Origin of the sequence: Cyanobacterium stanieri LEGE 03274, from assembly GCF_015207825.1 — a bacterium.
GTDB lineage: Bacteria > Cyanobacteriota > Cyanobacteriia > Cyanobacteriales > Cyanobacteriaceae > Cyanobacterium > Cyanobacterium stanieri_B.
This window is the reverse complement of the sequence record NZ_JADEWC010000012.1, coordinates 20,782-44,646: the sequence shown is the minus strand read 5'-3', so window position 1 is coordinate 44,646 and position 23,865 is coordinate 20,782. Positions and strand designations below refer to the sequence as shown.

Annotated in this window: 20 protein-coding genes; 5 read left to right on the top strand and 15 right to left on the bottom strand. The window is 36.9% G+C overall.

Features of this window, described 5'->3' with window-relative positions; genetic code table 11:
- Positions 1 to 14 precede the first annotated feature (14 nt).
- From IQ215_RS07080 to prmC, 3 genes are all read right to left on the bottom strand, one after another.
- A complete protein-coding gene (locus IQ215_RS07080) occupies positions 15 to 803 on the bottom strand; it encodes a PD-(D/E)XK nuclease family protein (RefSeq protein ID WP_193800617.1) in 789 nt (262 codons plus the stop codon).
- 203 nt (positions 804 to 1,006) lie between these two features.
- Positions 1,007 to 2,452, bottom strand: a complete 1,446-nt coding sequence (purF, locus tag IQ215_RS07075; protein WP_193800616.1) for an amidophosphoribosyltransferase — start codon at positions 2,450 to 2,452, stop codon at positions 1,007 to 1,009.
- 367 nt (positions 2,453 to 2,819) lie between these two features.
- A complete protein-coding gene (prmC, locus tag IQ215_RS07070) occupies positions 2,820 to 3,716 on the bottom strand; it encodes a peptide chain release factor N(5)-glutamine methyltransferase (RefSeq protein WP_193800615.1) in 897 nt (298 codons plus the stop codon).
- Between the two features lie 118 nt (positions 3,717 to 3,834).
- On the opposite strand from prmC, the gene IQ215_RS07065 reads away from it, so the two are divergent.
- Positions 3,835 to 4,662, top strand: coding sequence for an ABC transporter permease (locus IQ215_RS07065; protein WP_193800614.1), 828 nt, complete (start codon positions 3,835 to 3,837; stop codon positions 4,660 to 4,662).
- A gap of 33 nt (positions 4,663 to 4,695) precedes the next feature.
- Positions 4,696 to 5,439: an ABC transporter ATP-binding protein gene (locus IQ215_RS07060; RefSeq protein WP_193800613.1), complete on the top strand. Its 744-nt coding sequence runs from the start codon at positions 4,696 to 4,698 to the stop codon at positions 5,437 to 5,439.
- Positions 5,440 to 5,500: 61 nt separating this feature from the next.
- Here the strand turns inward: IQ215_RS07060 and IQ215_RS07055 are convergent, their stop codons facing one another.
- The 4 genes from IQ215_RS07055 to IQ215_RS07040 form a co-directional block, all read right to left on the bottom strand.
- Positions 5,501 to 6,139 carry a Uma2 family endonuclease gene (locus IQ215_RS07055; RefSeq protein WP_193800660.1) on the bottom strand — a complete coding sequence of 213 codons (639 nt, stop codon included), beginning with the start codon at positions 6,137 to 6,139 and terminating at the stop codon, positions 5,501 to 5,503.
- A gap of 166 nt (positions 6,140 to 6,305) precedes the next feature.
- A complete protein-coding gene (locus IQ215_RS07050) occupies positions 6,306 to 7,544 on the bottom strand; it encodes a competence/damage-inducible protein A (protein ID WP_193800612.1) in 1,239 nt (412 codons plus the stop codon).
- Between the two features lie 300 nt (positions 7,545 to 7,844).
- Positions 7,845 to 8,990: an esterase-like activity of phytase family protein gene (locus IQ215_RS07045; protein WP_193800611.1), complete on the bottom strand. Its 1,146-nt coding sequence runs from the start codon at positions 8,988 to 8,990 to the stop codon at positions 7,845 to 7,847.
- Positions 8,991 to 9,143: 153 nt separating this feature from the next.
- The gene (locus IQ215_RS07040; RefSeq protein ID WP_193800610.1) at positions 9,144 to 10,535 is read right to left on the bottom strand and encodes a hemolysin family protein; all 1,392 of its coding nucleotides are present in this window, start codon (positions 10,533 to 10,535) and stop codon (positions 9,144 to 9,146) included.
- A 275-nt stretch (positions 10,536 to 10,810) separates the two neighbouring features.
- Here IQ215_RS07040 and uvrA point away from each other — a divergent pair, with 275 nt between their 5' ends.
- Entirely contained in the window at positions 10,811 to 13,576 is a 2,766-nt protein-coding gene (uvrA, locus tag IQ215_RS07035) for an excinuclease ABC subunit UvrA (RefSeq protein WP_193800609.1), read from the top strand.
- Between the two features lie 5 nt (positions 13,577 to 13,581).
- On the opposite strand, the gene pabB is transcribed toward uvrA, so the two are convergent.
- Complete coding sequence (gene pabB / locus IQ215_RS07030; protein ID WP_193800608.1) at positions 13,582 to 15,636, bottom strand: aminodeoxychorismate synthase; 2,055 nt, start codon at positions 15,634 to 15,636, stop codon at positions 13,582 to 13,584.
- Between the two features lie 375 nt (positions 15,637 to 16,011).
- Between pabB and rsmA the strand changes: the two genes are divergently transcribed.
- Positions 16,012 to 16,842 carry a 16S rRNA (adenine(1518)-N(6)/adenine(1519)-N(6))-dimethyltransferase RsmA gene (gene rsmA, locus IQ215_RS07025; RefSeq protein ID WP_193800607.1) on the top strand — a complete coding sequence of 277 codons (831 nt, stop codon included), beginning with the start codon at positions 16,012 to 16,014 and terminating at the stop codon, positions 16,840 to 16,842.
- A 192-nt stretch (positions 16,843 to 17,034) separates the two neighbouring features.
- A complete protein-coding gene (locus IQ215_RS07020; protein WP_193800606.1) occupies positions 17,035 to 17,547 on the top strand; it encodes a hypothetical protein in 513 nt (170 codons plus the stop codon).
- 290 nt (positions 17,548 to 17,837) lie between these two features.
- Here IQ215_RS07020 and IQ215_RS07015 read toward each other — a convergent pair whose 3' ends face one another.
- From IQ215_RS07015 to IQ215_RS06985, 7 genes are all read right to left on the bottom strand, one after another.
- Positions 17,838 to 18,467 (bottom strand): ribonuclease D, encoded by a 630-nt coding sequence (locus IQ215_RS07015; protein WP_193800605.1) that lies wholly within the window; start codon positions 18,465 to 18,467, stop codon positions 17,838 to 17,840.
- Positions 18,468 to 18,547: 80 nt separating this feature from the next.
- Positions 18,548 to 18,856 (bottom strand): DUF6679 family protein, encoded by a 309-nt coding sequence (locus tag IQ215_RS07010; protein WP_069792102.1) that lies wholly within the window; start codon positions 18,854 to 18,856, stop codon positions 18,548 to 18,550.
- 373 nt (positions 18,857 to 19,229) lie between these two features.
- On the bottom strand, positions 19,230 to 20,096 hold the full coding sequence (locus tag IQ215_RS07005) for an alpha/beta fold hydrolase (RefSeq protein WP_193800604.1): 867 nt from the start codon (positions 20,094 to 20,096) through the stop codon (positions 19,230 to 19,232).
- A 63-nt stretch (positions 20,097 to 20,159) separates the two neighbouring features.
- A complete protein-coding gene (locus tag IQ215_RS07000; RefSeq protein ID WP_193800603.1) occupies positions 20,160 to 20,342 on the bottom strand; it encodes a hypothetical protein in 183 nt (60 codons plus the stop codon).
- A gap of 176 nt (positions 20,343 to 20,518) precedes the next feature.
- Complete coding sequence (gene psb35 / locus IQ215_RS06995; RefSeq protein WP_193800602.1) at positions 20,519 to 20,728, bottom strand: photosystem II assembly protein Psb35; 210 nt, start codon at positions 20,726 to 20,728, stop codon at positions 20,519 to 20,521.
- Positions 20,729 to 20,850: 122 nt separating this feature from the next.
- On the bottom strand, positions 20,851 to 22,083 hold the full coding sequence (gene sbcD / locus IQ215_RS06990; protein ID WP_193800601.1) for an exonuclease subunit SbcD: 1,233 nt from the start codon (positions 22,081 to 22,083) through the stop codon (positions 20,851 to 20,853).
- Positions 22,084 to 22,159: 76 nt separating this feature from the next.
- Entirely contained in the window at positions 22,160 to 23,734 is a 1,575-nt protein-coding gene (locus IQ215_RS06985; RefSeq protein WP_193800600.1) for a type IV pilus twitching motility protein PilT, read from the bottom strand.
- Between the last annotated feature and the right edge of the window lie 131 nt (positions 23,735 to 23,865).

Genomic DNA, 23,865 nt, shown 5'->3' with positions numbered 1-23,865 from the left:
ATAGCTATGTAAAATTAGAAAGGATTTATTTCTTTTATTTCCTCTAAGTCATCGGGTAAATGATCAAGTTTGTCAGTTGAATTATTAATTAAATTATTTTCTATTAATGATTGATAATAAGGACATTTTTTTTGACAATTTGCAACATGGTCAAAATCAACATTATTCTTAAGATAATGACTCAAAGACTTATCTATTTGATTAACTATATTTTCTATCTCTTGACGATTTTTTTTGTGCATCACTTCATTATATTTAATCGTCAGACTCTGAGTTTTATGGGGTAACTTAACAAACCAATAAGTTATACTTAATTGAGAAGGTTTATAATTCATCTTCTCTGTTAATACGTATAGATATAATTTTGTTTGCCAATTATTAATTAGCTTCTTTTCATTTTCAGGTTGTAAAAATGTTTTCCAATCATAAATAATCCCTCGGTCTTTGTATAAAATTAAGAGGTCATAAATAACGGTAAAAATATAATTATTAAACTTTAATTGCAATTTATATTCTGCTTCCCGTGATAACACCTCAGAAGATGTCCAAATATTCTGAGTCTCGGCAATTAATGCTTGTAAAGATTGTTGAAAGGTAACGTCATCATAATCAAAATTATCTAGGGGTAAGCCAAGATTATATTGTTGCATTAAAAGATGAAACTTTTTTCCCCATTCGCTTCTTTCTTCTTGGATAACACTGGGGAGAAAACTAATTTGTTCTAAATATTTTTTTTGAAATAATGGAGGGCAAGTTTCAAAGAGGTTGAGATGGTTTTGTGATAAGGATTGATAAATTTTCACGATGATATAACATCCTTAATGTTTTTTGCTGTGGGTATATTCTATCAACTTCGAGCAGCCCTACCGTGTAATGAATTACACGGCTAACGATAGTTCGTTCAATTTATTGAACTAAGATATTGATATTGCTAATTTATAAGTAATCAAAGGGACTTGATATATGGCCTTTGGTATTATCAATTATCTATCATTAATAAATGGTACTAGGCTTTTTCTAAAACTAATTTAGAACGTTTAATTTCATCAGGAATAGTAATGGGATAATTACCATTAAAACAAGCAGTACAAAAATGTAAAGGATTTTCCTTTGTTACCTTCAACATACCCTCTTCAGAAAGATAAGTTAGGGAATCGACTTCAATTTGTTTTTCAATTTCTTTCACCGACATTTTAGCCGCGATGAGGTGATCTTGACTATCGGTATCGATACCATAAAAACAAGGATGGGTAACGGGAGGAGAAGAAATTTTCATATGTACTTCTTTTGCCCCTGCATCCCTCAAAGCCCTGACAATTTTACGGCTAGTTGTACCCCTAACGATGGAATCATCAATAATCAAAATTCTTTTATCTTCCAAGACATCCTTGAGGGGATTAAGTTTCATTCTGATACCATGTTCCCTCATATGTTGGGTTGGTTGAATAAATGTTCTGCCTACGTAACGATTTTTTATTAATCCTTCCTGGTAGGTAATGCCACTTTGACGAGAATAGCCGATCGCAGCGGGGATTCCTGAATCGGGTACACCCATGACTAAATCTACATCTACGAGGGATTCTTTGGCCAGTTGTTCCCCTAATCTGAGACGATAGGCATATAAACTTTCATTACCCATGATACTATCGGGACGGGCAAAATAAATCATTTCAAAGACACATAATTTGTGTTCAGGGGTTGCCCAATGATAGGAGGATAAACCCTCATCGGTAATCCAAACTAATTCTCCTGGTTCAACATCTCTAACATATTCTGCTCCAATGATGTCGAGCGCACAGGTTTCCGATGCTAAAACGTAACGGGTGGTATTTTCTTCTTGTAATGCACCAATGACTAGGGGACGAATACCGTTAGCATCCCTTGCACCGATAATCCCTTGGGGTGTACCGATGACAAGGCTATAAGCTCCTTTACACCAAGAAAAGGCACTAATGGAAGCGTCTAACCAGTCTTTGCCTTTATCTACTTCACTACCAATCATGATAGCGATCATTTCTGAATCGGTGGTGGTGATAAACTGACAATCTCTTTTAATTAATTCGGTGCGCAAATCAACGGCGTTAACGAGGTTACCGTTATGGGCAAGGGCTAATTTACCCAGCCTTGTGTCAATTACTGCTGGTTGAGCGTTGGCTTGTAAACTTGATCCTGTGGTGGAATAACGGGTATGGCCTACGGCTATTTGTCCGGCAAGGTTGGAGAGAATGGATTCGTTAAATACTTGGGAGACTAAGCCCATGTCTTTGTAACAATAGCAGTTTTCCCCGTCAAAGGTGGCGATTCCTGCGGATTCTTGTCCTCGGTGTTGTAGGGCATAAAGTCCAAAATAGGTTAATTTGGCGACGTTTTCTTCGGGGGCATAAATACCAAATACACCACAGGCTTCTTCTGGTTTATCTGGACGGTATTCTAGTTGATGGTTAGAGTTCATGTTTAACTTTTCTCTTCCTACTTACTCGGCTCGGGTGATAGTTATTCTCTGTTTCATTTTACCATTGTTTAATGTTTTTCCGATTATTTTCTTTAACCTATTCTTAATCAAGATTTGAGGTGATCTGTTGAGTTCATGGGGATATTATATATTTGTTAATATGTCAGTTGCCCCACCTTGTAATGAATTACAAGGCTAATGGTACTTTGTTCAATAAATTGAACTAAAGTATATTTTGATTCAGTGAGTCTGTATAAATACATTTCTAGGTAAATTCTTTCACCTAATATCTGATAGTTGATACCTAAGACCATAAACTATATCCTGAATTCAAGTTAAGTTGGGAAATTTAACACTTTGATGAAATTCAATGTTTTTGGGCGATGATAAACCTGGGAATTTTGGCTAAGTCGGCATGGGTTTTTATGGAGTGATATTGATGGTTTGATTCTAATATTTTACATACTTGGGGGGCTTGTCCTGCCATTATTTCGATGATTAGTAGTCCGTTTTTTTGTAAATATTCTGGGGCTTGATTGATAATTATTTTAATGTCTTCTAGGCCGTCTTTTCCTCCATCTAGGGCGCTGGTTGGTTCATGGTTGGCAACTTCTGGTTGTAGGGTTGGGACTATATGGGAGGGGATGTAAGGGGGGTTAGAAAGTATGCCAGAAAGGGTGTATTTAAGATGGGAGATGGGTTCAAACCAACTTCCGTGGTGAAAAGTGATTTTTTCTTTTAGACCGAGGTTGTGGGCGTTTTCTGTGGCGATTGAGAGGGCGTTGGAGCTTTGATCGATGGCGTGGATTGTGGCTTGGGGAAAGGTTTTGGCTAGGCTAAGGGCGATCGCACCGCTTCCTGTACCTAAATCAGCCCAATGTCCTGTTTTTAGTTGAGGATATTCTTTGGTAATCTCTAAAGCAATATCAATAATTAATTCAGTTTCAGGGCGAGGAATTAAGACATCGGGGGTTACTTTTAATTCTAAATCTCGCCAATAACATTTACCGACTAGATATTGAATGGGGTATCTTTTTTCGGTTCTTAATTGCCATATTTTTGCTAAATCTGATAAACTTTTCTGGCTGAAAATTTGTTGCCTATATTGATAATTTTTTAATTTAATACTCAAGGCATCTAATTCGGTGAGTTCAGCTAAAAGATAATGTAATTCTTCTATGGATATATTGTATTTTTTAGCATTGAAAACTGTTTCTTGATACCAAGAAAATAAATCTTTCCCAGAAATTATTATTTCATCCATAAAAATATATTTTGAATTTGAAGACTATAAATTTTATCCCGAACTCAGATTAACCTAATGTAAGATACAATGATTTTCAGACATTTTCACCGTTAATCCTTTTGTACTAAATTACTTCATGGTTGTAGCTCTCAAAAAGCATTGGCTAGTATTACAAAAAACATCTTTTTGGTCAACGGCCAAACGATACCAAGAATTGTTAGCTGTTTTGATACCTCAAAATCTCCATACCCGCTACAGAGGTTCTTTTTTAGGGGTATATTGGTCATTATTAAACCCTTTAACCATGACGGGATTATATACAGCTATTTTCGGGGCTACCTTTGCTTCCTATTATGGAGATTCGATTATTAACTATACCTTGGCTGCTTTTACAGGGTTATTAATTACTAATTTTTTTAGTGGTTCTACTAGCCAAGCCTTAGGAAGTATTGTAGCCAATGGAAGTTTACTTAACAAGATTCGTTTACCTTTGCCTGTATTTCCCCTGACGATGATTGGGGTTAATGTATTTCAATTTTTAGTTGGCTCTTTTCCTCTCCTTGCCATTGTAACTTTGGTTAATTCCCAGAATATTTTTTATATACCTTTGTTGTTAATACCATTTCTTGCTTTAGTTTTGGTATGTACGGGGGTTGGGTTGTTCATGGCTGCCCTATATGTATTTTTTCGGGATTTGGGCTATTTTTACGAAATTGCTACTTTTATTCTCTGGATTACTAGCCCTGTGTTTTATCCTGCGGAAATTGTACCGGAAAATATACAACCTTTTTTACACCTTAATCCTTTAGTGCCGATCATTGAAAGTTTGAGGGAAATTAGTTTACAATCAACTATTCCTACTATGGAATCTTTTGCGAGAAGTTTTTTGGGTGGTATAATTATTCTTGCTTTTGGTTGGTTCTTTTTTCAACGGTGTAAATCAGCTTTTATTGATTTACTTTAAACAAAAATTAGATGTTTTTATTTTTGCTCATCAATGGAAATTATTAGATTAGATAATGTAGAGTTGTGGAGAAGAACCCAAGAGGAATTTAATTATGATTTAAAGAAGACTATTTTTTCTTTTTTACAGGGTAAATATACGAAACCAAGCAAGAAAAGGGTTTTAAACAATATTGATTTAACTATCAAGTCGGGGCAGAAAATAGGCATTATTGGCTCTAATGGTGCGGGAAAGTCAACTTTATTGAAGGTTATTTGTGGAATTTTACCGCCCACCCAAGGCACGGTGAGGGTTAGGGGGAATATTGCTCCTTTGATTGAGTTAGGGGCGGGTTTTAATCCTGATATGACGGTGCAGGATAATATTATTCTTTATGGGGTGTTGTTGGGTTATTCTCGTCAGGAAATGAAGGTTCGAACCCCTGAAATTCTTGATTTTGCAGAATTAATGGATTATGCTCATATTCCTGTTAAGGGTTTGTCATCGGGGATGATGGCGAGGTTGGGTTTTGCGATCGCAACGGATGTGCAACCTGATATATTAATTTTGGATGAGGTGTTATCGGTGGGAGATGCTAGATTTTCTCAAAAATCCCATCAAAGAATTGAATCTCTGTGGGAAAAAAGTAGTACCATTTTATTTGTATCCCACAGTTTGGAGTCTGTAAAGGATCTGTGCGATCGCACCATATGGTTAAAAAACGGTACTGTTGCCTTTGATGGAGACACCACCACCGCCATTGATATGTATCTTGACTCTGTGGGTATAGCCCATTAATGTTACCTAACACCTAATTTGTAATACTTAATGTCTTAAAACCATAAAAGATATTATTGCCCTACCTCGAAAATTTTTCAGCGGTTAAATTAAGTTCAGGAAACAACTGAGATTTGATAACATCTTGATTTTTAAATGACTCCATAGTGTATTCATCTTCTACCAAGTGACAAATAGAAATAGTTGGTTGCTTTGGATTGCCAATGTAACGCCTTCCCCCCAAACCCAAATAATCAATAATCCAATATTCCTCAATTCCTAATTTTTCATACTCCCCTAACTTCGTTAAATAATCATCTTGCCAATTGGTGCTAACAACTTCTATGGCTAATTTAACAGTTTTTCCCTGAGTAATGGTCGAGCGTTTTTTCCACATGGGTTCATCATTTTTGACACAATCGTTGTCTAATACCATCACGTCTGGAATATAAGCAGATTTATCGGTATCTATGGCTTTAATTAATCCTTGTCGGGGAATAAACAAGGGCAAACTAAAACGTTCGATATAGACGGATAATTTTGAGGCTATAAAACCAGCTACTTGCTCATGGGTGCCGGTGGGTTGCATTTTAACAATAACTCCATTACGTAACTCAAATCGACCATAAAAACCATCAGGATACCAGTTAAGAAACTCTTCTAAACTTATTAACTTTTCTTCTGGTTTCAAATCATCACTGACTTTTTCTTGGAGAAACATATTAACCACTCCTTTCAACCTTTTTTTTATTGTATCTTCAATAATTTCTGTTTAATCTCAAAATAAGATGCGATCGCACCATATGGCTAAAAAACGGTACTGTTGCCTTTGATGGAGATACCACCACCGCCATTGATATGTATCTTGACTCTGTGGGTATAGCCCATTAAAGCATTCTCCTTAACTTATCAAGGGCATTACAAGCCGATAAATAACGTACTAAATATCTGCCCCGATTACTACCATAAGTATCACCATAACTAAATACTTCTCCTTTAGCCGAAGCAATACCGATATAAACCAAACCCACGGGCTTAGACTCCGTGCCACCCCCAGGCCCTGCAATGCCTGTAATACCAATACCCCAATCCGTGCCTAACTTTTCCCGAACTCCGATCGCCATTTGCTCTGCCACCATGGCACTTACTGCCCCTTCCTTATTTAAATCGTCCTCAGACACCCCTAGGAGCTTCATTTTTACCTCGTTACTGTAGGCAATGATCCCCCCCATGAAATATTCCGAACTGCCCTCAATGTCGGTTAACATAGCCCCTAAACCGCCCCCTGTGCAAGACTCGGCAACGGAAATGGTTTCTCCTTTTTGTTTTAAGATATTACCCACCACAGAAGCTAAGGTATCGCTATCACTGCCAAAATAATCTTGCCCTGCAATGGCTTTGATTTCCTCGGTGATAGGTTGAATTATTTTTCTTGCTTCCTCAGGGTTTTTTGCTTTGGTGGATACCCTTAATTTTACCTCCCCATGGGAAGCGTAGGGGGCAACGGTGGGGTTAGTTAAATCAAACAAGTGGTTGACTTTTTGGGCTAGGGAAGATTCTCCAATGCCCCGAAAACGCATCATTTGACTATAGATAATTTCCTGCCCCCAACCTTTGGTTTTGAGAAAAGGCACGGCGGTATCTTGCCACATCTGTTTCATTTCTGAGGGTACACCCGGGAAGGTTAAAATAATTTTATCTTCTTTTTCCCACATCATTCCTGGTGCTGTGCCTGTTTTGTTGGGTAACACTAACGCCCCTTGGGGAATAAGGGCTTGTTTACGATTGTTGGGTGTCATTTCTCTGCCCCTGTGGGCAAATTTTATTTTTATATCTTCGATAATTTCCCCATCTTCGATCATTTTAGTCTGAAAATAAGAGGCGATCGCCTCGGTTGTCAAATCATCTGGGGTAGGGCCTAAACCCCCTGTAAAAATTAAAATCGATGACCTTTCTAGGGCTGTTTTAATAACATGATGAATACGGTTTAAATTATCACCCACTACGGTTTGATAATAATGGGGAATACCCAGTTTTGCTAATTCTTGGGCTAAATATTGAGCATTACTGTTAAGAATATCTCCCAGTAAAATTTCTGTACCAATACAAATAATTTCTGCACTCATGGATTTAATAAATAATTGAGAATTGATAATGGATAATTGACAATTAATAAACTATTACCTAGTACCTAATACCAAATCTCATTTAGAAAATATATCATCCCTCGTCTTGCAAAATTACAAGGCTAACGGTTTATCGTTCAATAAATTGAACTAAGGTATATTTTGATTTACGGGTTTAGTATAAACTATTATCACCCATACTCCTCTACTCCTTATCTCCTACACCCCTCATCCCCCTATCTCCTTAATATCTGTCACCTGAAACCCAACAATATTAACAAATTCCGAACTCAGGTTAAATTAATTGTTACCTTGAGTATTTTTTACAATTTTAAATAATAAAAATTGAGTTTTTTCGGTGGAGTATTTAAAGTTGTTGTCGCTAACTAAAATTAAACTTTGACTACCATCAGGCAATCTAGGCCCAAAAGTTAAGCCCTCTAAGTTATCAAAATCTATATTTAAATCTTTCAAGTTTAAGAGCAATTTTTTCTTAATCAAATTAATATTATCAATATTTCCTGCCAAACTTTTTTCTGCATAAATATCTGTAGCATTTGCCATCACTATTTGAAATATTTTTGCTCCAAAACCCCTTAAACCAAAAGTTCTTTCTAAAGATAATAAATAACCTTCTTCTGGGAGGGCGTATAATTCATTTAAACCATTATAAATTACCCCAAAATCTGCTTGATTAACAGGGTATAAATTTTCAGAAATTAACACAGGTTGCCCAAAAGGATTAACTACATAGTGCATCATTCGACTACGTAATAAGGTTTCGGGAATTTTATCATTAAAATCTTGGGTGAGTGCTAATTCACTGCCTGTAAATAGTCTAAAAGGATCTTGAGCCATGGTAGCATTAGCTTTAATGGTTAAAGATTCAAAGCCGTAGTTATCTTGGATGCCTTTTTTTTCTTCCTTATTGTAAATATATCTTTTGGGAATCGGTACTTCAGAAAGTAAATTTCCATCTAAGTCATATTCATTAATAAAAGGGGCAACTCTTAGATGACTAATGCCTTCGCTAGAGATGAAAATACTATTTCTGGGGCTAAGGGCGATCGCCTCAGGGTCTATGGTATCATTAGCATATAATTCCCCGTTATTATCTTTTAAAAAAGTAACATTTTCAAGGATAACATCATCTATTTTATCATTTTCTATGTTAATTTTTACCGTATAAAAACGAGCAGGAGCAAGACGAGAGCGATCATCTGAAATCACATAAAAATAATCTTTCTGTTGATTATAAGTAATACCAGAAAATCCACCAACTTTTGTATTTTCATAATCTTGAATTTTTAATTCATAGGTGTCTAAATATTCTAAAGATAAATCTAAAAATAGTCTTTCTTGGGCAAAAACTGGGTTAATATCTATAAAAAATAAACTACATATTATGATTAATAGAGTAATAATTTTAGAAATTTTATTTAACATATTTTATCTCAATTTTTGTTATACCGAGGGTACGATAAAAAGCAACATGTGCGGACGTACTTACTTACCATATTGACAAATTCCGAACTGAGGTTATTTTAATACTTCAGCTATATTTCATTCCATAATAAAATAACGTTCAGATGTTGTTAATTAACCTTGATTATCAACCATTTCCCCCGTAGAATCTTGAATAGTAACCTTAATCTTATGAATGCGAGGGCCATCCATATCAGCAATGGTGAAAACAAGATTATCAAAAACATATTTTTCCCCCCTAGAAGGAATTTTTTGCCACTGATAAATTAAAAATCCCCCAAGGGTAGTATATTCCTCCGTCAGAGGTAAATTAAAATCGAGTAAATCGTTTAACTCCTCAAGATTAATTTGAGCCCAAACCAAGAAATTTTGTTCATCAATTACCGTAACTTCCGACTCCTGATTAGTGATACTTTTTTCCTCATGACCTAAAATTTCATTAATCAGATTTTGCATAGAAACTAATCCCGCAGTGCCTCCATACTCATCCACAATAATTACCATTTTTAGCCGTGATTGTTGCATCACATTAAGTAACTCACTGAGGGGGGTAAATTCCGATAAAAATTTAACAGGGCGAATTAAATCCTTAATCGATTGTGATAATTTATTTTCCGATAAAGGAGGATTTTGATTATTTTCTAAGTCTTCATGTTTGCCTAAAAAAGAAACACTATCTTTAAGATTAATAATACCTCGAATGTCATCGAGAGATTCACCAATGACAGGATAACGGGAATGGCCTGTTTTCGCCACTTCTTCAATTAAATCTTGATAGGTAGAATCAAGGGATAAATAATCAATATTTACTCGGGGTGTCATGATTTCCATGGCTTCCACATCCCCAAACTCAAAGACATTACTTAATAATTCCCTTTCTTCGGCTTCTAAACCAGATGACTCTTTTTCCGTACGAATGATAAGTTGTAATTCTTCGGGGGTAACTTGTTTATACCACCCTTGCCCAGTGTATTCAGCCCCAAATAAACGGAGTATAAATTTAGTAGATTGGTTGAGAATATCGATAAAAGGTTTAAAAATAATGCCAATGACTCGAATGGGAGGGGCGAGGAATCGAGCTAAATTTTCAGCATACAATAGGGAGAAAGATTTTGGGCATAATTCCCCCAATACGATTTGTAGGTAAACCAGAAGAATAAAAGAAAGGGGAATGGAAACAGAATGAATCAAAATTTGATTAATGTTGGCGGGGAGAGAGAGGGCAATAATCCATGATTGTAGGATTTGTGCCATGGTGCTTTCCCCTATCCAACCCAGGGCAAGACTAGAAAGGGTGATACCTAGTTGGGTGGTAGAAAGAAGTCTATCTAAACTTTTTTGTAAAGATTGGACAGTTTGGGAGGGTATATCTCCTTCTAATACTAGATGATTAATGCGCGATCGCCTCACAGAAACTATAGCAAATTCTCCCGTAACAAAAAAAGCGTTAATGGCAATCAGAGAAAAAATAGCTAGTAATCTAAATCCAATATCAGGCAAACTCATTTAGTTAGGGATGGGTAAAAAAAATAGGGTTTAAAGTTATTTTATGGGGATAAAGTTTTCTCGAGTTAAGATAGTATATCTTGATGAAGGTTTGGTAGATAATTAATTATTCTGGTGTTTTGCGTTATACGGTATCATAGATTTAAATCAACAATCAACCGCTAGGGGCTTGGGTTTTCTAAGTCCCTAAATAATAGATAATTAACAATTGACAGTTGACAATTATTTTACTGCCTGTTCCCTATATTACACATTTCCCATTTCTTATTAACTAAATGATTCGTATTCGTGGCGCTAGGCAACACAACCTCAAAAATATTGATTTAGAATTACCCCGCAATCAATTAATAGTCTTTACAGGGGTATCGGGTAGCGGAAAATCTTCCCTTGCTTTTGATACTATTTTCGCAGAAGGGCAACGGCGTTATGTAGAGTCATTGAGTGCCTATGCCAGACAGTTTTTAGGGCAACTGGATAAACCTGATGTAGATAGCATCGAAGGGTTATCCCCCGCCATTTCTATCGATCAAAAATCCACATCCCATAATCCTCGCTCAACGGTAGGCACGGTTACGGAAATCTATGATTATCTTAGGTTACTCTATGGTAGGGCAGGGGAACCCCATTGTCCAATATGTGGTCAATCTATCGCCCCCCAAACCATTGACGAAATGTGTGACAGGGTGATGGCTTTACCTGAAAAAACTAAACTACATTTACTTGCCCCAGTAGTCAGAGGAAAAAAAGGAAATCATCATCAATTACTTTCTAGTTTAAGCTCTCAGGGATTTGTAAGGGTAAAAATTAATGGGGAAATTCGGGAGTTAGGGGATAATATCGAGCTAAAACCCCAGAAAAAACATGATATAAGTGTATTAGTCGATCGCCTCGTAGTCAAGGCAAACATTCAAGAAAGATTAGCCGATTCTTTAGGTACTTGTTTAAAAATTGCCGATGGTGTTGCCATGGTGGAGATGGTGGGTAAAGAGGAAGAAACCATCATTTTCTCGGAAAATTTCGCTTGTCCAACCCATGGCGCGGTGATGGAAGAATTGTCCCCCCGTTTATTTTCTTTCAACTCCCCCTATGGTGCTTGTGGCCATTGTCATGGTTTGGGTACTCTCAAAACCTTTTCACCCCATTTGATTGTACCAGATCCCGATGCCATAGTTCTAAAGGCGATCGCCCCTTGGGCAGACAAGGAAAACCCCTATTATGTCTCCCTCCTCGAATATGTTGCCGAAGAATACGGCTTCAAACTAAGCGACAAATGGCATACTCTCACTGAAAAACAACAACAGATAATTTTCTACGGAGACAAAGAAATTCAACAAATCCAATACGGTTACTATCGAGGAGTAATCCCCATGCTCGAAAAAACCTACCAAGAAAGTAACTCCGAAGTAATTAAACAAAAACTAGAACAATACATCGAACATCAAACCTGCGAAGTCTGTCACGGTAAAAGATTAAAACCCGAGGCGCTCGCCGTCAAACTAGGACAATACACCATCAACGACTTAACCAGCGTTTCCATCGGTGAATGCTTAACCAGAGTCAATGATATTCAACTTACCCCCAAACAAGCCCAAATCGGAGAATTAGCCCTCAAAGAAATCAAAGCCCGACTAAAATTTTTACTCGACGTCGGCTTAGACTATCTTACCCTAGATCGTACCGCCATGACCCTCTCAGGGGGAGAAGCCCAACGGATTCGCCTCGCTACCCAAATCGGTTCGGGACTTACAGGGGTATTATATGTATTAGACGAACCTAGCATCGGTTTACATCAACGGGATAACGATCGCCTCTTAGAAACCCTCAAAAAATTACGAGATCTCGACAATACTTTGATTATTGTAGAACATGACGAAGACACAATCAAGAGCGCCGATTATATTGTTGACATTGGGCCAAAAGCAGGAGTCCATGGAGGGGAAATCGTTTATCAAGGAGATTATAAAAACTTCCTCAAATCCAAAGCATCCCTTACCAGTGCCTATTTATCAGGCAGAAAAAAAATTGTCACCCCCGACACCAGAAGGGAAGGAAACGGCAACTTTTTAACCCTCAAAAACTGTCACCGTAACAACCTCAAAAACATTGATGTAGAAATCCCCCTCGGAAAATTTGTCTGTATCACAGGGGTTTCAGGCTCAGGAAAATCCACCCTCATCAACGAATTACTATATCCCTCCCTCAAACACCACCTTAATCGCAATGTACCTTTTCCCAAAGAATTAGATAGCCTAGAAGGCATAGAAGCGGTAGATAAAGTCATTGTAATCGATCAATCTCCCATCGGACGCACTCCCCGTTCTAATCCTGCCACCTATACAGGGGTATTTGACGTCATTAGAGATATGTTTGCCCAAACCACTGAAGCCAAAGCAAGGGGTTATAAACCAGGTAGATTTTCCTTTAATGTCAAGGGGGGAAGGTGCGAAGCCTGTGGAGGGCAAGGGGTAAATGTCATTTCCATGAACTTCTTACCCGATGTATATGTACAATGTGATATATGTAAGGGGGCAAGGTATAACCGAGAAACTTTACAGGTGAAATATAAGGATTATTCCATCGCCGATGTATTGGATATGACGGTAGAAGAAGCCTTGAAGGTGTTTGAAAATATCCCTCGTGCTGTCAATCGTTTACAAACCCTTGTGGATGTGGGTTTAACCTATGTCAAACTAGGGCAATCGGCGCCCACCTTGTCGGGGGGGGAAGCCCAACGGGTAAAACTTGCTACGGAATTATCTCGCCGTGCCACAGGAAAAACAGTATATTTAATTGATGAACCTACCACGGGATTATCTTTTTATGATGTGCATCATCTCTTAAATGTATTACAAAAATTGGCAGATAAAGGCAACTCTATCATTGTCATTGAGCATAATTTGGATGTGATAAGGTGTGCTGATTGGATTATCGATTTAGGTTTGGAAGGGGGAAACAAGGGGGGAGAATTGGTGGCCATTGGCACTCCCGAAGATATTGCCACATCGAAAAAGTCTCATTTGGCGAAGTATCTCAAAATCTAAGTTTTTTATTGGAGGGCGGTTAAAAGGGCTTGGGCTTTGAGGATGATTTCTTCAAATTCTTGATTTTTATCAGAAAGCGCCGTAATTGCACCTCCTACACCGATGGTGGTTTTATTTTTGGTAACAATGGCCGTACGAATGACAATATTAAGATCAAGAGTACCATTAAAGCTCAAGAAACCAATACTACCTGAATAGATTCCTCTGGCTTCGGTTTCTAATTCATCGATAATTTCAAGGGTACGTTTTTTTGGAGCCCCTGTCATTGAACCTCCAGGGAATATATACTTAAGACAGTCTAGGGGGGTAATGTCTTGTTTTAGTTTACCTCTGACGGTAGATACCATTTGATGGACGGTGCTATAACTTTCGATCGCCATTAATTTTGGTACATGAATACTACCTATTTGACAAATTTTACCTAAATCATTACGTAATAAGTCAACAATCATTAGGTTTTCGGCTTTTTCTTTTTCGCTAAGGCTTAATTGTTGCAGTAGTTGGGTGTCTTCTTGGGGGTTTATTCCTCTTCTAACTGTGCCTTTGATGGGTTTTGATTCTAGCCACCCTTGTTTATCAAGGTGTAAAAAACGTTCGGGAGATGAGCAAATTATGGTTATGTCATGGAATTTGATGAAGGCGCTATAGGGGGTTGGGTTTTGTTTTCTTAGTTGACAGTAGTATTCTAGGGGGTTTTCGATGGGGGGTAAGTTTATTTGATTGGTTAAACAGATTTCGTAGCTTTCTCCTTGTTTAATTTTTTGAAAACAAGTGTCTATGTTATGGAGGTATTGTTGTTGATTTCTGGTAAGGTTTAATTTTTCTTTTGTTATTTTATTATTTTGCGATTTTGCTTGATTTTTTACGGATATTTGACTAATTTTGTTTTCTATATTTTTAAACCATTCTTGAGCTTTTTTTTCGGCTTCTTTTGTGCCTATATATATTAAATAAATTTTTTTTTCTTTATGGTCAAATGCTAAGAGGCGATCGCCTTTAATTAAATAACAATCGGGTAATGGTGATTTATGTTTATTATTATATCCTGATAGTTGTTTTAGTTCATAACCAAAATAACCTATTAAACCACCACAAAGATTAAAAGGTAAACGATCATCCTCACAAGCATATTTTGCTATTATATCATTTAAATATCCATAAAAATCTATATTATTTAATGTTGTTATTTCTCCTTGATTATTTTGTGTATATACCTTATTATCATCGACGGTATATTGGATGGTAAAACTATCATCATTATTAGTATCTCCCATAAAAGAAAAGCGAGATAAACCCTCAGCCACCATACTACTATCTAACCAAAAACTGTTAGTAGATTTGTTATAAAATTGTTTAAAAATTAATTCTGGCTCTCTCCAACCTTTTATTAAACAAGAGTAAACTTGGTATTTATTATTGTTTACTTTTACTTTTTTATAATAATTAACTAACTGTTTAAATTTTTTTTTTGTTGAATAATTATAATTAAATTTAGTTATCTTTTTAAAATTATTTAATAACTCAAATCCATGTTGAGAACAGATGGATTCGGGATGAAATTGAACCCCCCAAAAAGGTCTGATTTTGTGTCTAATTGCCATAATTATATTATCATCAGTATGGGCGATCGCCTCTATATCTTCTCCTAAATCATCTATCATTAAAGAATGATAACGAACCACTTCAAAACCAGAAGGAATATTCTGAAAAAGAAGATCATTATTGTGATAAATTTTGCTAATTCTCCCGTGCATAGGAATAGGAGCATTAACTATTTTTGAACCATAAAAATAACCCAATCCTTGATGCCCTAAACAAATTCCGAGGATAGGAATATTTGCCTTAACTAAAACTTCTCCACATACACCAAAATCACTTTTTTTAGAAGGATTGCCAGGACCTGGAGAAATAATAATATTATCAAAGTTTTCTGCCTGAATTTGTTCCCATGACCATTGATTATTAGTAATGACGGTAGGAGATTCCTGATTAACTTGGGCTAATAATTGATATATATTATGGGTAAAAGAATCGAAATTATCAATTATTAAACTTCTCATTAAATATAACAGATAGACTAAATTTAATTTTCCGTTTAAATTGTAACCTGTCTTCACCCCCGATGGAATAACAAAAATACATCAGCTAAATAGTCAACAATTAATCGATCAATTTTGATGCTTCATTTTCCTTCTTTTCCCCTTAGGCTTTATAATTTCTCTATGGGGTTAAAACCATATTCAATTCAACGGATAAAGTCTATTATCATCCGCCGTAAAAAGAATTACAAGGTGAATAGACATTGATAGATATTATGTATTAGGTGAAAAATTTATTTTAAGTAGGTAGTGATTAATAAAAAAGTAATAAATAACAACCTAAAATAGATTTAAGTGTACCCTAATTCTTCGTAAAAAAAAAATATTTTTTATTATATGGCTATTAGAGCAAAAAAACAGTTTGGACAGCATTGGTTAAAAAGTGAAACCGCTTTAAATAATATAATTCGTACAGCTCAATTAAATAAGGGCGATCGCATCTTAGAAATAGGGCCAGGTACAGGGGTCTTAACCAAAAGAATGTTGCCTTATGTAGATAAATTATTGGCCATTGAAATTGATCGAGATTTATGCAAACTTTTAGTTAAAGAATATGGAGAAAAAGATAATTTTTTATTATTAGAAGGAGACTTTTTAAACTTAGATATTTCCTCTATATTAACTAATTTTCCTGACTTTAGAAATTATAATAAAGTCGTAGCTAACATACCCTATAACATCACAGGACCAATCATTGAAAAACTCCTAGGCACTATTGCCAATCCTAATCCCAATCCCCTAGAATCCATTGTTTTGCTCATTCAAAAAGAAGTGGGCGATCGCCTCGTAGCCCCACCAAACAATAAAATTTATGGAGCATTATCCGTAAAAGTCCAATATTTAGCAAACTGTGAAATTGCTTGTGAAGTACCCGCAAAAGATTTTCGTCCTCGCCCTAAAGTTGATTCTGTAGTTGTCAAAATAACCCCAAGAAAATTAGAAAAAGAAGCTAATAATCCTAAATTTTTAGAAACCATTATAAAATTAGGATTTTCTAGTAGAAGAAAGATGTTAAAAAATAATTTAAAATCTATTATTGATAATAATATTTTGGAAAAAGTATTGATAGAGTTGAATTTAAATCCCCTTGTAAGGGCAGAAAATTTAAGTGTTAATGATTGGATTTTCCTCAGTGATAAATTAGAAACAATCATTAATGAAAAATAAAAGTGGACGATCATAAAATTTATCTATGGCATTGACCATAAATTTATTTGCTCTTATTTCTCAAAAATTAATAAGTAAAAATAACTAGGTAATCGCTTAATTAAACTTAAGAAAAAAAGTTAAAATACTTAATATAAATAGCTTAAGGGTTAAGTTATCCTAGAAATATAGAGAAAAATAGGTATTATTATTATGAATATAGTTTCTAGGATCGCCCATAAAGATTTGAATTGGAATGCCATTATTCTCTGCACCCTAGGATTTTGGTTTTGTAGTAGTCTCTTTTTAGACTTCATTTTAATTCCTAGTATGTCAGTCAGTGGTATGATGAATGACGGCGGTTTTGCCAGTGTGGGGTTTGTAATTTTTGGTGTTTTTAATCGCATCGAAGTAATCTGCGCAGCCCTAATTTTAACCGTGTCATTAGTATTTTATTTTAATCATCAATTTCCTGAACAAAAACAGACCATCTTTTTAGTATTTGCTAATCTTTTACTGCTCATTGCTTTGGCCTATACCTACATTTTCATTCCCCATATGAGTGCTTGGGGCTTATCTATTAATCAGTTTAGTGCCTCCACAGAAATGCCCCATGAAATGATTTCTTGGCATGAAGGATATTGGGTATTAGAAGCCATTAAATATCTATTAGTGGGTAATCTCTTGCGATGGTGCTATAACAACACCTGCCCCGTCAAAAATTAGGCATTATCCGATTTAGACAATATATCATTACTCGTCTTGCAATAAATTGTATCAAGTTCGGATGATTCGTTATCAATAGATTGTATCTTCGTACCCCACCGTGTAATAAATTACACGGCTAACGATGGTTCGTTCAATTAATTGAACTAAGATACTGATATTACTAATTTGTAAGTGATCAAGGGGAGTTGATATTACAAGGCCAACAGTTTATCGTTCAATTAATTGGCATTACTTAATTATGGCATGATGACTGTAGATAATTCCCCCTATTAATGAGGGGATTTTTTTTAATGCTCAAAAATATCTTTGTAATAGTTTAAATCTAACTCCACAAACAAAGAAATCGTTTCAATACATCTTCTTGCTAACTCCCAGCGCTCCTCCCGTTGTAACATAGCGATTAACTTTTCGCGCATGGGAATAAGATAACGCACATCATTGGCCGCATAGCTCAACTGCTCAGGGGAAAGGCTTTCAACGTTACCCCAATCCGAACTTTGGGCTTTTTTGTCTAACTCTACTCCTTCTAATTCTTGAACAATGGTTTTTAAGCCGTGGCTACCTGAATAAGTACGAGCCATTTTACTGGCTACTTTGGTACAGAATATGGGTTCTGTTTTTGCTCCAAAGGTGTATAAAAATTGGGCAACGTCAAAACGGGCAAAGTGAAATATTTTGGTAATGTGGGGGGCTTCTAAAAGTTTTACCAAATGGGGGGCTTCGGTTTGATTTCTTTTGATGCGGATGGCGGTTACAAAACCTTTGCGATCGCACAATTGCACCAAACAAAGGCGATCGCGCTGAGGAATTAAACCCATGGTTTCGGTGTCGATAGCCAATACATCGCTTTGATTATATTGTTCAAAAACATCAAAGGGTAAATCCCCTTCACAGACTAAAAAATTCTCTAATGACATTAAATCTAAATTCCAATAACGATAAAAGGGGCTGAAAAATCAACCCCCTCAATTTTCAATGGTTAATCATTAATTGTCAATTATTTATCTTGATCTTGACGACGAGGATAAATTTGTTCAGCTTCGGGACAATCTTCAGAAACATTGATTTCCGTATTGCCACGGGGTACACAAGCTAGTTTACGACTCACAGCACCGATACTTTCTAAACGAACAAACTCCTCCCAAGAGCTATTTTCGTAGTCTTCATCCATTTCATAGCGAATAGTTACGACATCTCCTTCAATACCGATGATTTGTGCATCTTCAATCCATCGTTGTTGATCCCGCAAGAACACAGAGACATCACAACCTTCTTTGTACATTTGATAAATCTTGCGGTCTAGCATAGACTTTCCCTTAATATTCCTAAAGATCAAATTTGTTTTTTACGATAAAAGTAAATGTTAATTTCCGAGGGGAAATGTGGGGAAACAAAGTATTAGTTAAACATTATATTATAACTAATTTCCCTGTATGTAGGAGTGAAGCCCATGGCTTTTATTCCCACATATTAATAAATTAACTTTCTGTTAAATATATGTTTTATGTCAGAGAAAAATAACCAAAGTTTCAATACAGCTTGGGACTTAAAATCATTGATGAGGCTTAGTGGTTTAAGCCCTAGCAGTGGAGAGAACGTTACTTGTATCATTCTAAATTTATTTAGTCTGGCTTAAGATCTAATTATTATTAAGACTGCCATTATGGTAGCACTTTATTTTAATTATGTTCGTATTTTTGAACAATTGTTAAAATTTGCTCATAGACTAGATCGGTTTGCTCTAACATGGCAAAATGTCCACAATTATCAATTTCACAAACGTTATCATGATGATTTTTAAAGAGTTCATGAAAACTGGCTAAGTGTTTGACATATTTAGTTTCCATGATTTTGTCTTGTTTTCCTGCGATAAAGTGTAAGGGTTGAGCCAGACGAGCCACGATTTGCGGTAGGTAGTGGACTTGTTCTTCGGTGGTGGATTCGAGTAAAGAGGCGATCGCAGCTTGTTCTTTGGCCTGTAAAAAATCATTTAATCTTTCTTTTCCCCATTTTCTAGGTAGGGGTTTTTTGACCATCATTCGAGCAAAAACCAAATCTAAGAGGGGAACATAACCCAACCATGGAGCACGAAATTTAACCATTTTTTCCCCAGCGCCTCGAAATTGTTCAAATTCTTCTTTAAGATAGATACCACCCCCGGCGTTGACACAGATAACCCCTTCTACCACTGAGGCACACACATCAGCGCCCCAAATCGCCACACTACCACCAAGGGAATGACCAATTAACCAGGCTTTTTGAATATTGAGAGCCGTTAATAATTCTTTTAAATCCTGGGCATAACTTTTGAGACTAAAAGCAGAACCATCATAATAATCTAGGTTTGATTGGGAATGACCAAAACCTTTTAAATCATAGGCCAAGCAAGAGTATTTTCCCCCTAATTTATCCATGAGCGGTTGCCAATATTTATTACTGAGAAGCCATCCATGGATAAACACGAGGGTAGGAAGGGATGAATCTGGGTTCGGTGGGGAAGTTAGTTGATAAAAATGTTCTATGCCACCAATTTCGATTTTACTCATTGACTGGTTTTTTAATGTTCCCTTCCTATTTTCCCATAAAATGTGTTTAGTTATTTTTTGTTGCTAATTTTTAGCGGTTTCGGGAAAAGTCAGATGTAATTCTTCGATGAGTTCGTCTAGTTCATCGAGGGCTTGGGTTACATCTAGTTTTAGATTACCAAGATCTGGTTTTTCCGACAGTTTAACTAACATTTCACGCTTAGAGGCGATCGCCTTTACTTTTTCTTTAATCGTTGTTGAATCCATAATATTGTGCGTATATATTCCTTTGTCAATATATCACTAACCTAAGTAGGGTTTGCTCAAAAAGCGTCTTGGTTTAGATAGGGAATGGGGAATAGTTAACAATTGAAAAATATTTTAACCTGAAAGTTAAATCGTAATTATCAATATTCCTATGTCCTAATCACCCAAAATAAGAGTTAATCTTGATCTTCTTCCGAGGATCGAGAATTGCTGTTGAGATCGGGAATAAAATCAGGTTTTTGGGCATCCTCCCAACCCACAGGACGCTTAGAATTGTACCAAGCAATTAAACCAATGGAAACGGCGGCCACTAAACCCACCACATAAACCGCCACAAAATAGATGGGAAAATCTCCAGCGACGGCAAAAAAAACTAGGTTATTCATACTAAAAATTTCTATATAGATTACTCCTTAACAATTTTAATGCTTATGGTATTAGTTGAATTGATTAAAAGTTATCCATTAACCTTATTTTTGAACATCATCCAATCATTTGATGACCCTAACTATGGGATTTGAGCCAATAGATTTTGTGCTGCTGCCAACATATCATCAGCAATATCTTGAATATCTTCCCGATTCTCCAGATAAGTAGATAAAGCCCCGTAGGGATCTAAATTATTACCTACCCCCAATTCTGGTAAACGGCTACGACTTTCCACACTCACCAATTCTGCTCGGATAGTATAGGTATGGGCAGAGCTTAGGGCCTCCACCAAGAGCTTATTCTTAATCTCCTCTACTTGTTCCGATCGCACCTTATAAATTAACCGTACCACAGCATCTTCGATGGGATTAGAGGCGATCGCCCCTAAAATTTTGGTCAAAGGATCATCACCCTGACTACAATCAACCTCAATGGTACAAAAACGACGAGCAGGAAGCCCACAAAATTCCCAACTAACCCCCCTTTCCCCATCAATATCAATTAAAACATAACCCTTCTCCTCCTTCTCCTCCGAAAAATCCACCCGCTCAATGCTACCAGGATAAACTACAGGAGGATTATTACGTAAATTCAAATTTTGATGACGATGGACATGGCCCAAAGCCACAAAATCAAACTCAGGACGAATCAACATCGACAAAGGAATCTGAAAACCCTTACCCACAGACAAATGACGCTCCGCCCCAATTTGAGATCTCTCCGCCATCAAATGCCCCAATAAAATAGTCGGTAGGGAATTATCTAAAGCCCTAACTTCGCCCTCCAAAGCCGTTTCCACCCTCTGGATTAACAACCGATTAATCTGCTCCATAGATAAGCCAACGGTGTCCTTTTTCGTCAACAACACCGAACGGGTTAACCAAGGGAGAGTGATAACTTGAACCATGCCCGATTTCGTCTTGATATGATGGGTTTCTAGCTTTTCCCCCACAATAATATCAGGGACACCCAAACTGTGATAGATAGATAAACTAGCATTCGCAACCCCCTTATTATTATGACCATGTTGATCATGATTTCCCACCAATAAAACCGTCGGAATACCAGCATCCCCCAAACGGCGAAACTCAGAAGCAAAGGCAGACTGAAGATAAGGGGCGGGGGTACTATCAGGGAAGGCATCTCCCCCAAACAAGACTAAATCTACCGATTCACTAATCGCCCTATCCATGCAAATGGATAAACTATGGATAAAATCATGGTAGCGAGTATTTAAACCCGTTTCATTGTTTATTTTTCCATGATTAAAACTACTTCCCAGGTGAATATCACTCAAATGTAATATTTTCATATCATATTTTTTTTATATAAAACCTATGACAAGGGGTTTAAAACCCTTGCCTTACAACCAATCAAGGTGAGTAAAATTAAACTCTACCCCTTAACATCATCGCCATTTCATTACGTACAGGGGATTTTTCGAGCGCCGTTTCTTCGGTGATACGACCTTCTTGATAGAGATTGAATAAAGACTTATTCATGGTAATCATACCGTCAAATTCCCCTTCATCCATCAAGGTAGTAATTTCATCGTATTTATTACTTAAAATATAATCCTTAACAGTTTCCGTGTTAATGAGAATATCATGATAAGCCGCCCTTCTACCATCAGTGGTACGACATAAACCTTGGGCGATAATACTTACCAAAGATTCAGCTAAGGCACTACGGATAGCAGTTTGTTCTTCAGCGGTGTATAAAGTGAAAATACGTTCAAGGGTTTTAACGGCGCTGTTGGTGTGTAATGTACCCATGACCAAGTGACCTGTTTGAGCGGCCTTGAGCGCAGTGTTTACGGTTTCCTTATCCCGCATTTCCCCCACCAAGATAATGTCAGGATCTTCCCTTAAAGAAGCCTTGAGGGCATTATCAAACTTGAGGGTATGAACCCCCACTTCCCTTTGTTTAATGAGGGATTTTTGGCTTTTATGGACGAATTCCACGGGATCTTCAATGGTGATGATATGCTTATTTTGTTCGGCGTTAATATAATCGATCATGGCCGCTAGGGTGGTGGATTTACCTGAACCCGTGGGCCCTGTGATTAAGATTAATCCCTTATGGGCTTCGCAAACGTCTTTAAAGATAGGGGGTAATTTCAACTGTTCCATGGTCAAAATTTTGAGGGGAATCAGTCGTAATACGAGGGCATGGCCACGGAGGGTATCAAATACATTGATCCTTACCCGTGCAAATTCATATTGGGTTGCTCCGTCAAATTCTAATTCTTTCTTAAATTTTTGGATGTCTTCGGGGCGCAAAATTTCTTGTAACCAACTCATGAAGGTGTTACTGTCAATTTCAGGGTATTGATCTAGGGTTAAAATTTCTCCCCGATCGCGCATACGCACCAATTCTCCAACCCCAAGATGGACATCGGAATAACCTTCATCATAAGCAATTTTAATTAATTCTTCTAAACTCGGTTGCCCGGGGGAACGTTGGGCGGGGGGAGTCAGTGGCACATATTCTTTTTGAGGGGTAGCAGGGGGATGTAAGGGCGATCGGGCAATGGGAGATCCCCTTTTCACCCCCGTGGGTTCTGGAGGCATTCTACGGGTGGTAGCCCCACCACTAGGGGAAGTTCTACCCGGTAAACCCCCTTTATTGAGAGGAGGGGGACTACTCGGAGGTTTATTACCTAATCTACCGGCATCCAAAGAAGGAACTTTTGTGGTGGGATTAATTTGGGTAACACCATCATCATCCATATCATCTAAATCATCGTCTAGGGAAGGAGGTTTTTTGTTACCAATATTGATCATATCCTTCTGCACATTACTACTAGCAGGGGGACGGGATGAAAGGGGAGGCATTTTTCCCAAGCTAACTCTGGTTTGATCATCCTCATCTTCAATCTTTTTGTTGCCCCCATTAGCCCCCGGAGGTACTAGAGGGGGTAAGGGTAATGGTTTTTTTGGTCTATCAGCTGAATTAGTCATCTTTCACCCTTGGTTGATAATTATCTCAATTGTACTGAGCCTATCAAGATTGAAGCAATTACCCTTAATAAAACTCTATTTTTATGGATTAAGCCACAAACTATCCATGGTTTTATGATTTTACAATACAT

Coding starts and splice junctions, on each gene's coding strand:
- IQ215_RS07020 (WP_193800606.1), top strand. CDS start 17,035: ATGAATATAGTTTCTAGGATCGCCCATAAAGATTTGAATTGGAATGCC.
- IQ215_RS07060 (WP_193800613.1), top strand. CDS start 4,696: ATGGAAATTATTAGATTAGATAATGTAGAGTTGTGGAGAAGAACCCAA.
- IQ215_RS07005 (WP_193800604.1), bottom strand. CDS start 20,096: ATGAGTAAAATCGAAATTGGTGGCATAGAACATTTTTATCAACTAACT.
- prmC (WP_193800615.1), bottom strand. CDS start 3,716: ATGGATGAAATAATAATTTCTGGGAAAGATTTATTTTCTTGGTATCAA.
- rsmA (WP_193800607.1), top strand. CDS start 16,012: ATGGCTATTAGAGCAAAAAAACAGTTTGGACAGCATTGGTTAAAAAGT.
- sbcD (WP_193800601.1), bottom strand. CDS start 22,083: ATGAAAATATTACATTTGAGTGATATTCACCTGGGAAGTAGTTTTAAT.
- pabB (WP_193800608.1), bottom strand. CDS start 15,636: ATGAGAAGTTTAATAATTGATAATTTCGATTCTTTTACCCATAATATA.
- IQ215_RS07050 (WP_193800612.1), bottom strand. CDS start 7,544: ATGAGTGCAGAAATTATTTGTATTGGTACAGAAATTTTACTGGGAGAT.
- IQ215_RS07000 (WP_193800603.1), bottom strand. CDS start 20,342: ATGGATTCAACAACGATTAAAGAAAAAGTAAAGGCGATCGCCTCTAAG.
- IQ215_RS07040 (WP_193800610.1), bottom strand. CDS start 10,535: ATGAGTTTGCCTGATATTGGATTTAGATTACTAGCTATTTTTTCTCTG.
- IQ215_RS07055 (WP_193800660.1), bottom strand. CDS start 6,139: ATGTTTCTCCAAGAAAAAGTCAGTGATGATTTGAAACCAGAAGAAAAG.
- psb35 (WP_193800602.1), bottom strand. CDS start 20,728: ATGAATAACCTAGTTTTTTTTGCCGTCGCTGGAGATTTTCCCATCTAT.
- uvrA (WP_193800609.1), top strand. CDS start 10,811: ATGATTCGTATTCGTGGCGCTAGGCAACACAACCTCAAAAATATTGAT.
- IQ215_RS07010 (WP_069792102.1), bottom strand. CDS start 18,856: ATGCTAGACCGCAAGATTTATCAAATGTACAAAGAAGGTTGTGATGTC.
- IQ215_RS06985 (WP_193800600.1), bottom strand. CDS start 23,734: ATGACTAATTCAGCTGATAGACCAAAAAAACCATTACCCTTACCCCCT.
- purF (WP_193800616.1), bottom strand. CDS start 2,452: ATGAACTCTAACCATCAACTAGAATACCGTCCAGATAAACCAGAAGAA.
- IQ215_RS07065 (WP_193800614.1), top strand. CDS start 3,835: ATGGTTGTAGCTCTCAAAAAGCATTGGCTAGTATTACAAAAAACATCT.
- IQ215_RS07015 (WP_193800605.1), bottom strand. CDS start 18,467: ATGTCATTAGAGAATTTTTTAGTCTGTGAAGGGGATTTACCCTTTGAT.
- IQ215_RS07045 (WP_193800611.1), bottom strand. CDS start 8,990: ATGTTAAATAAAATTTCTAAAATTATTACTCTATTAATCATAATATGT.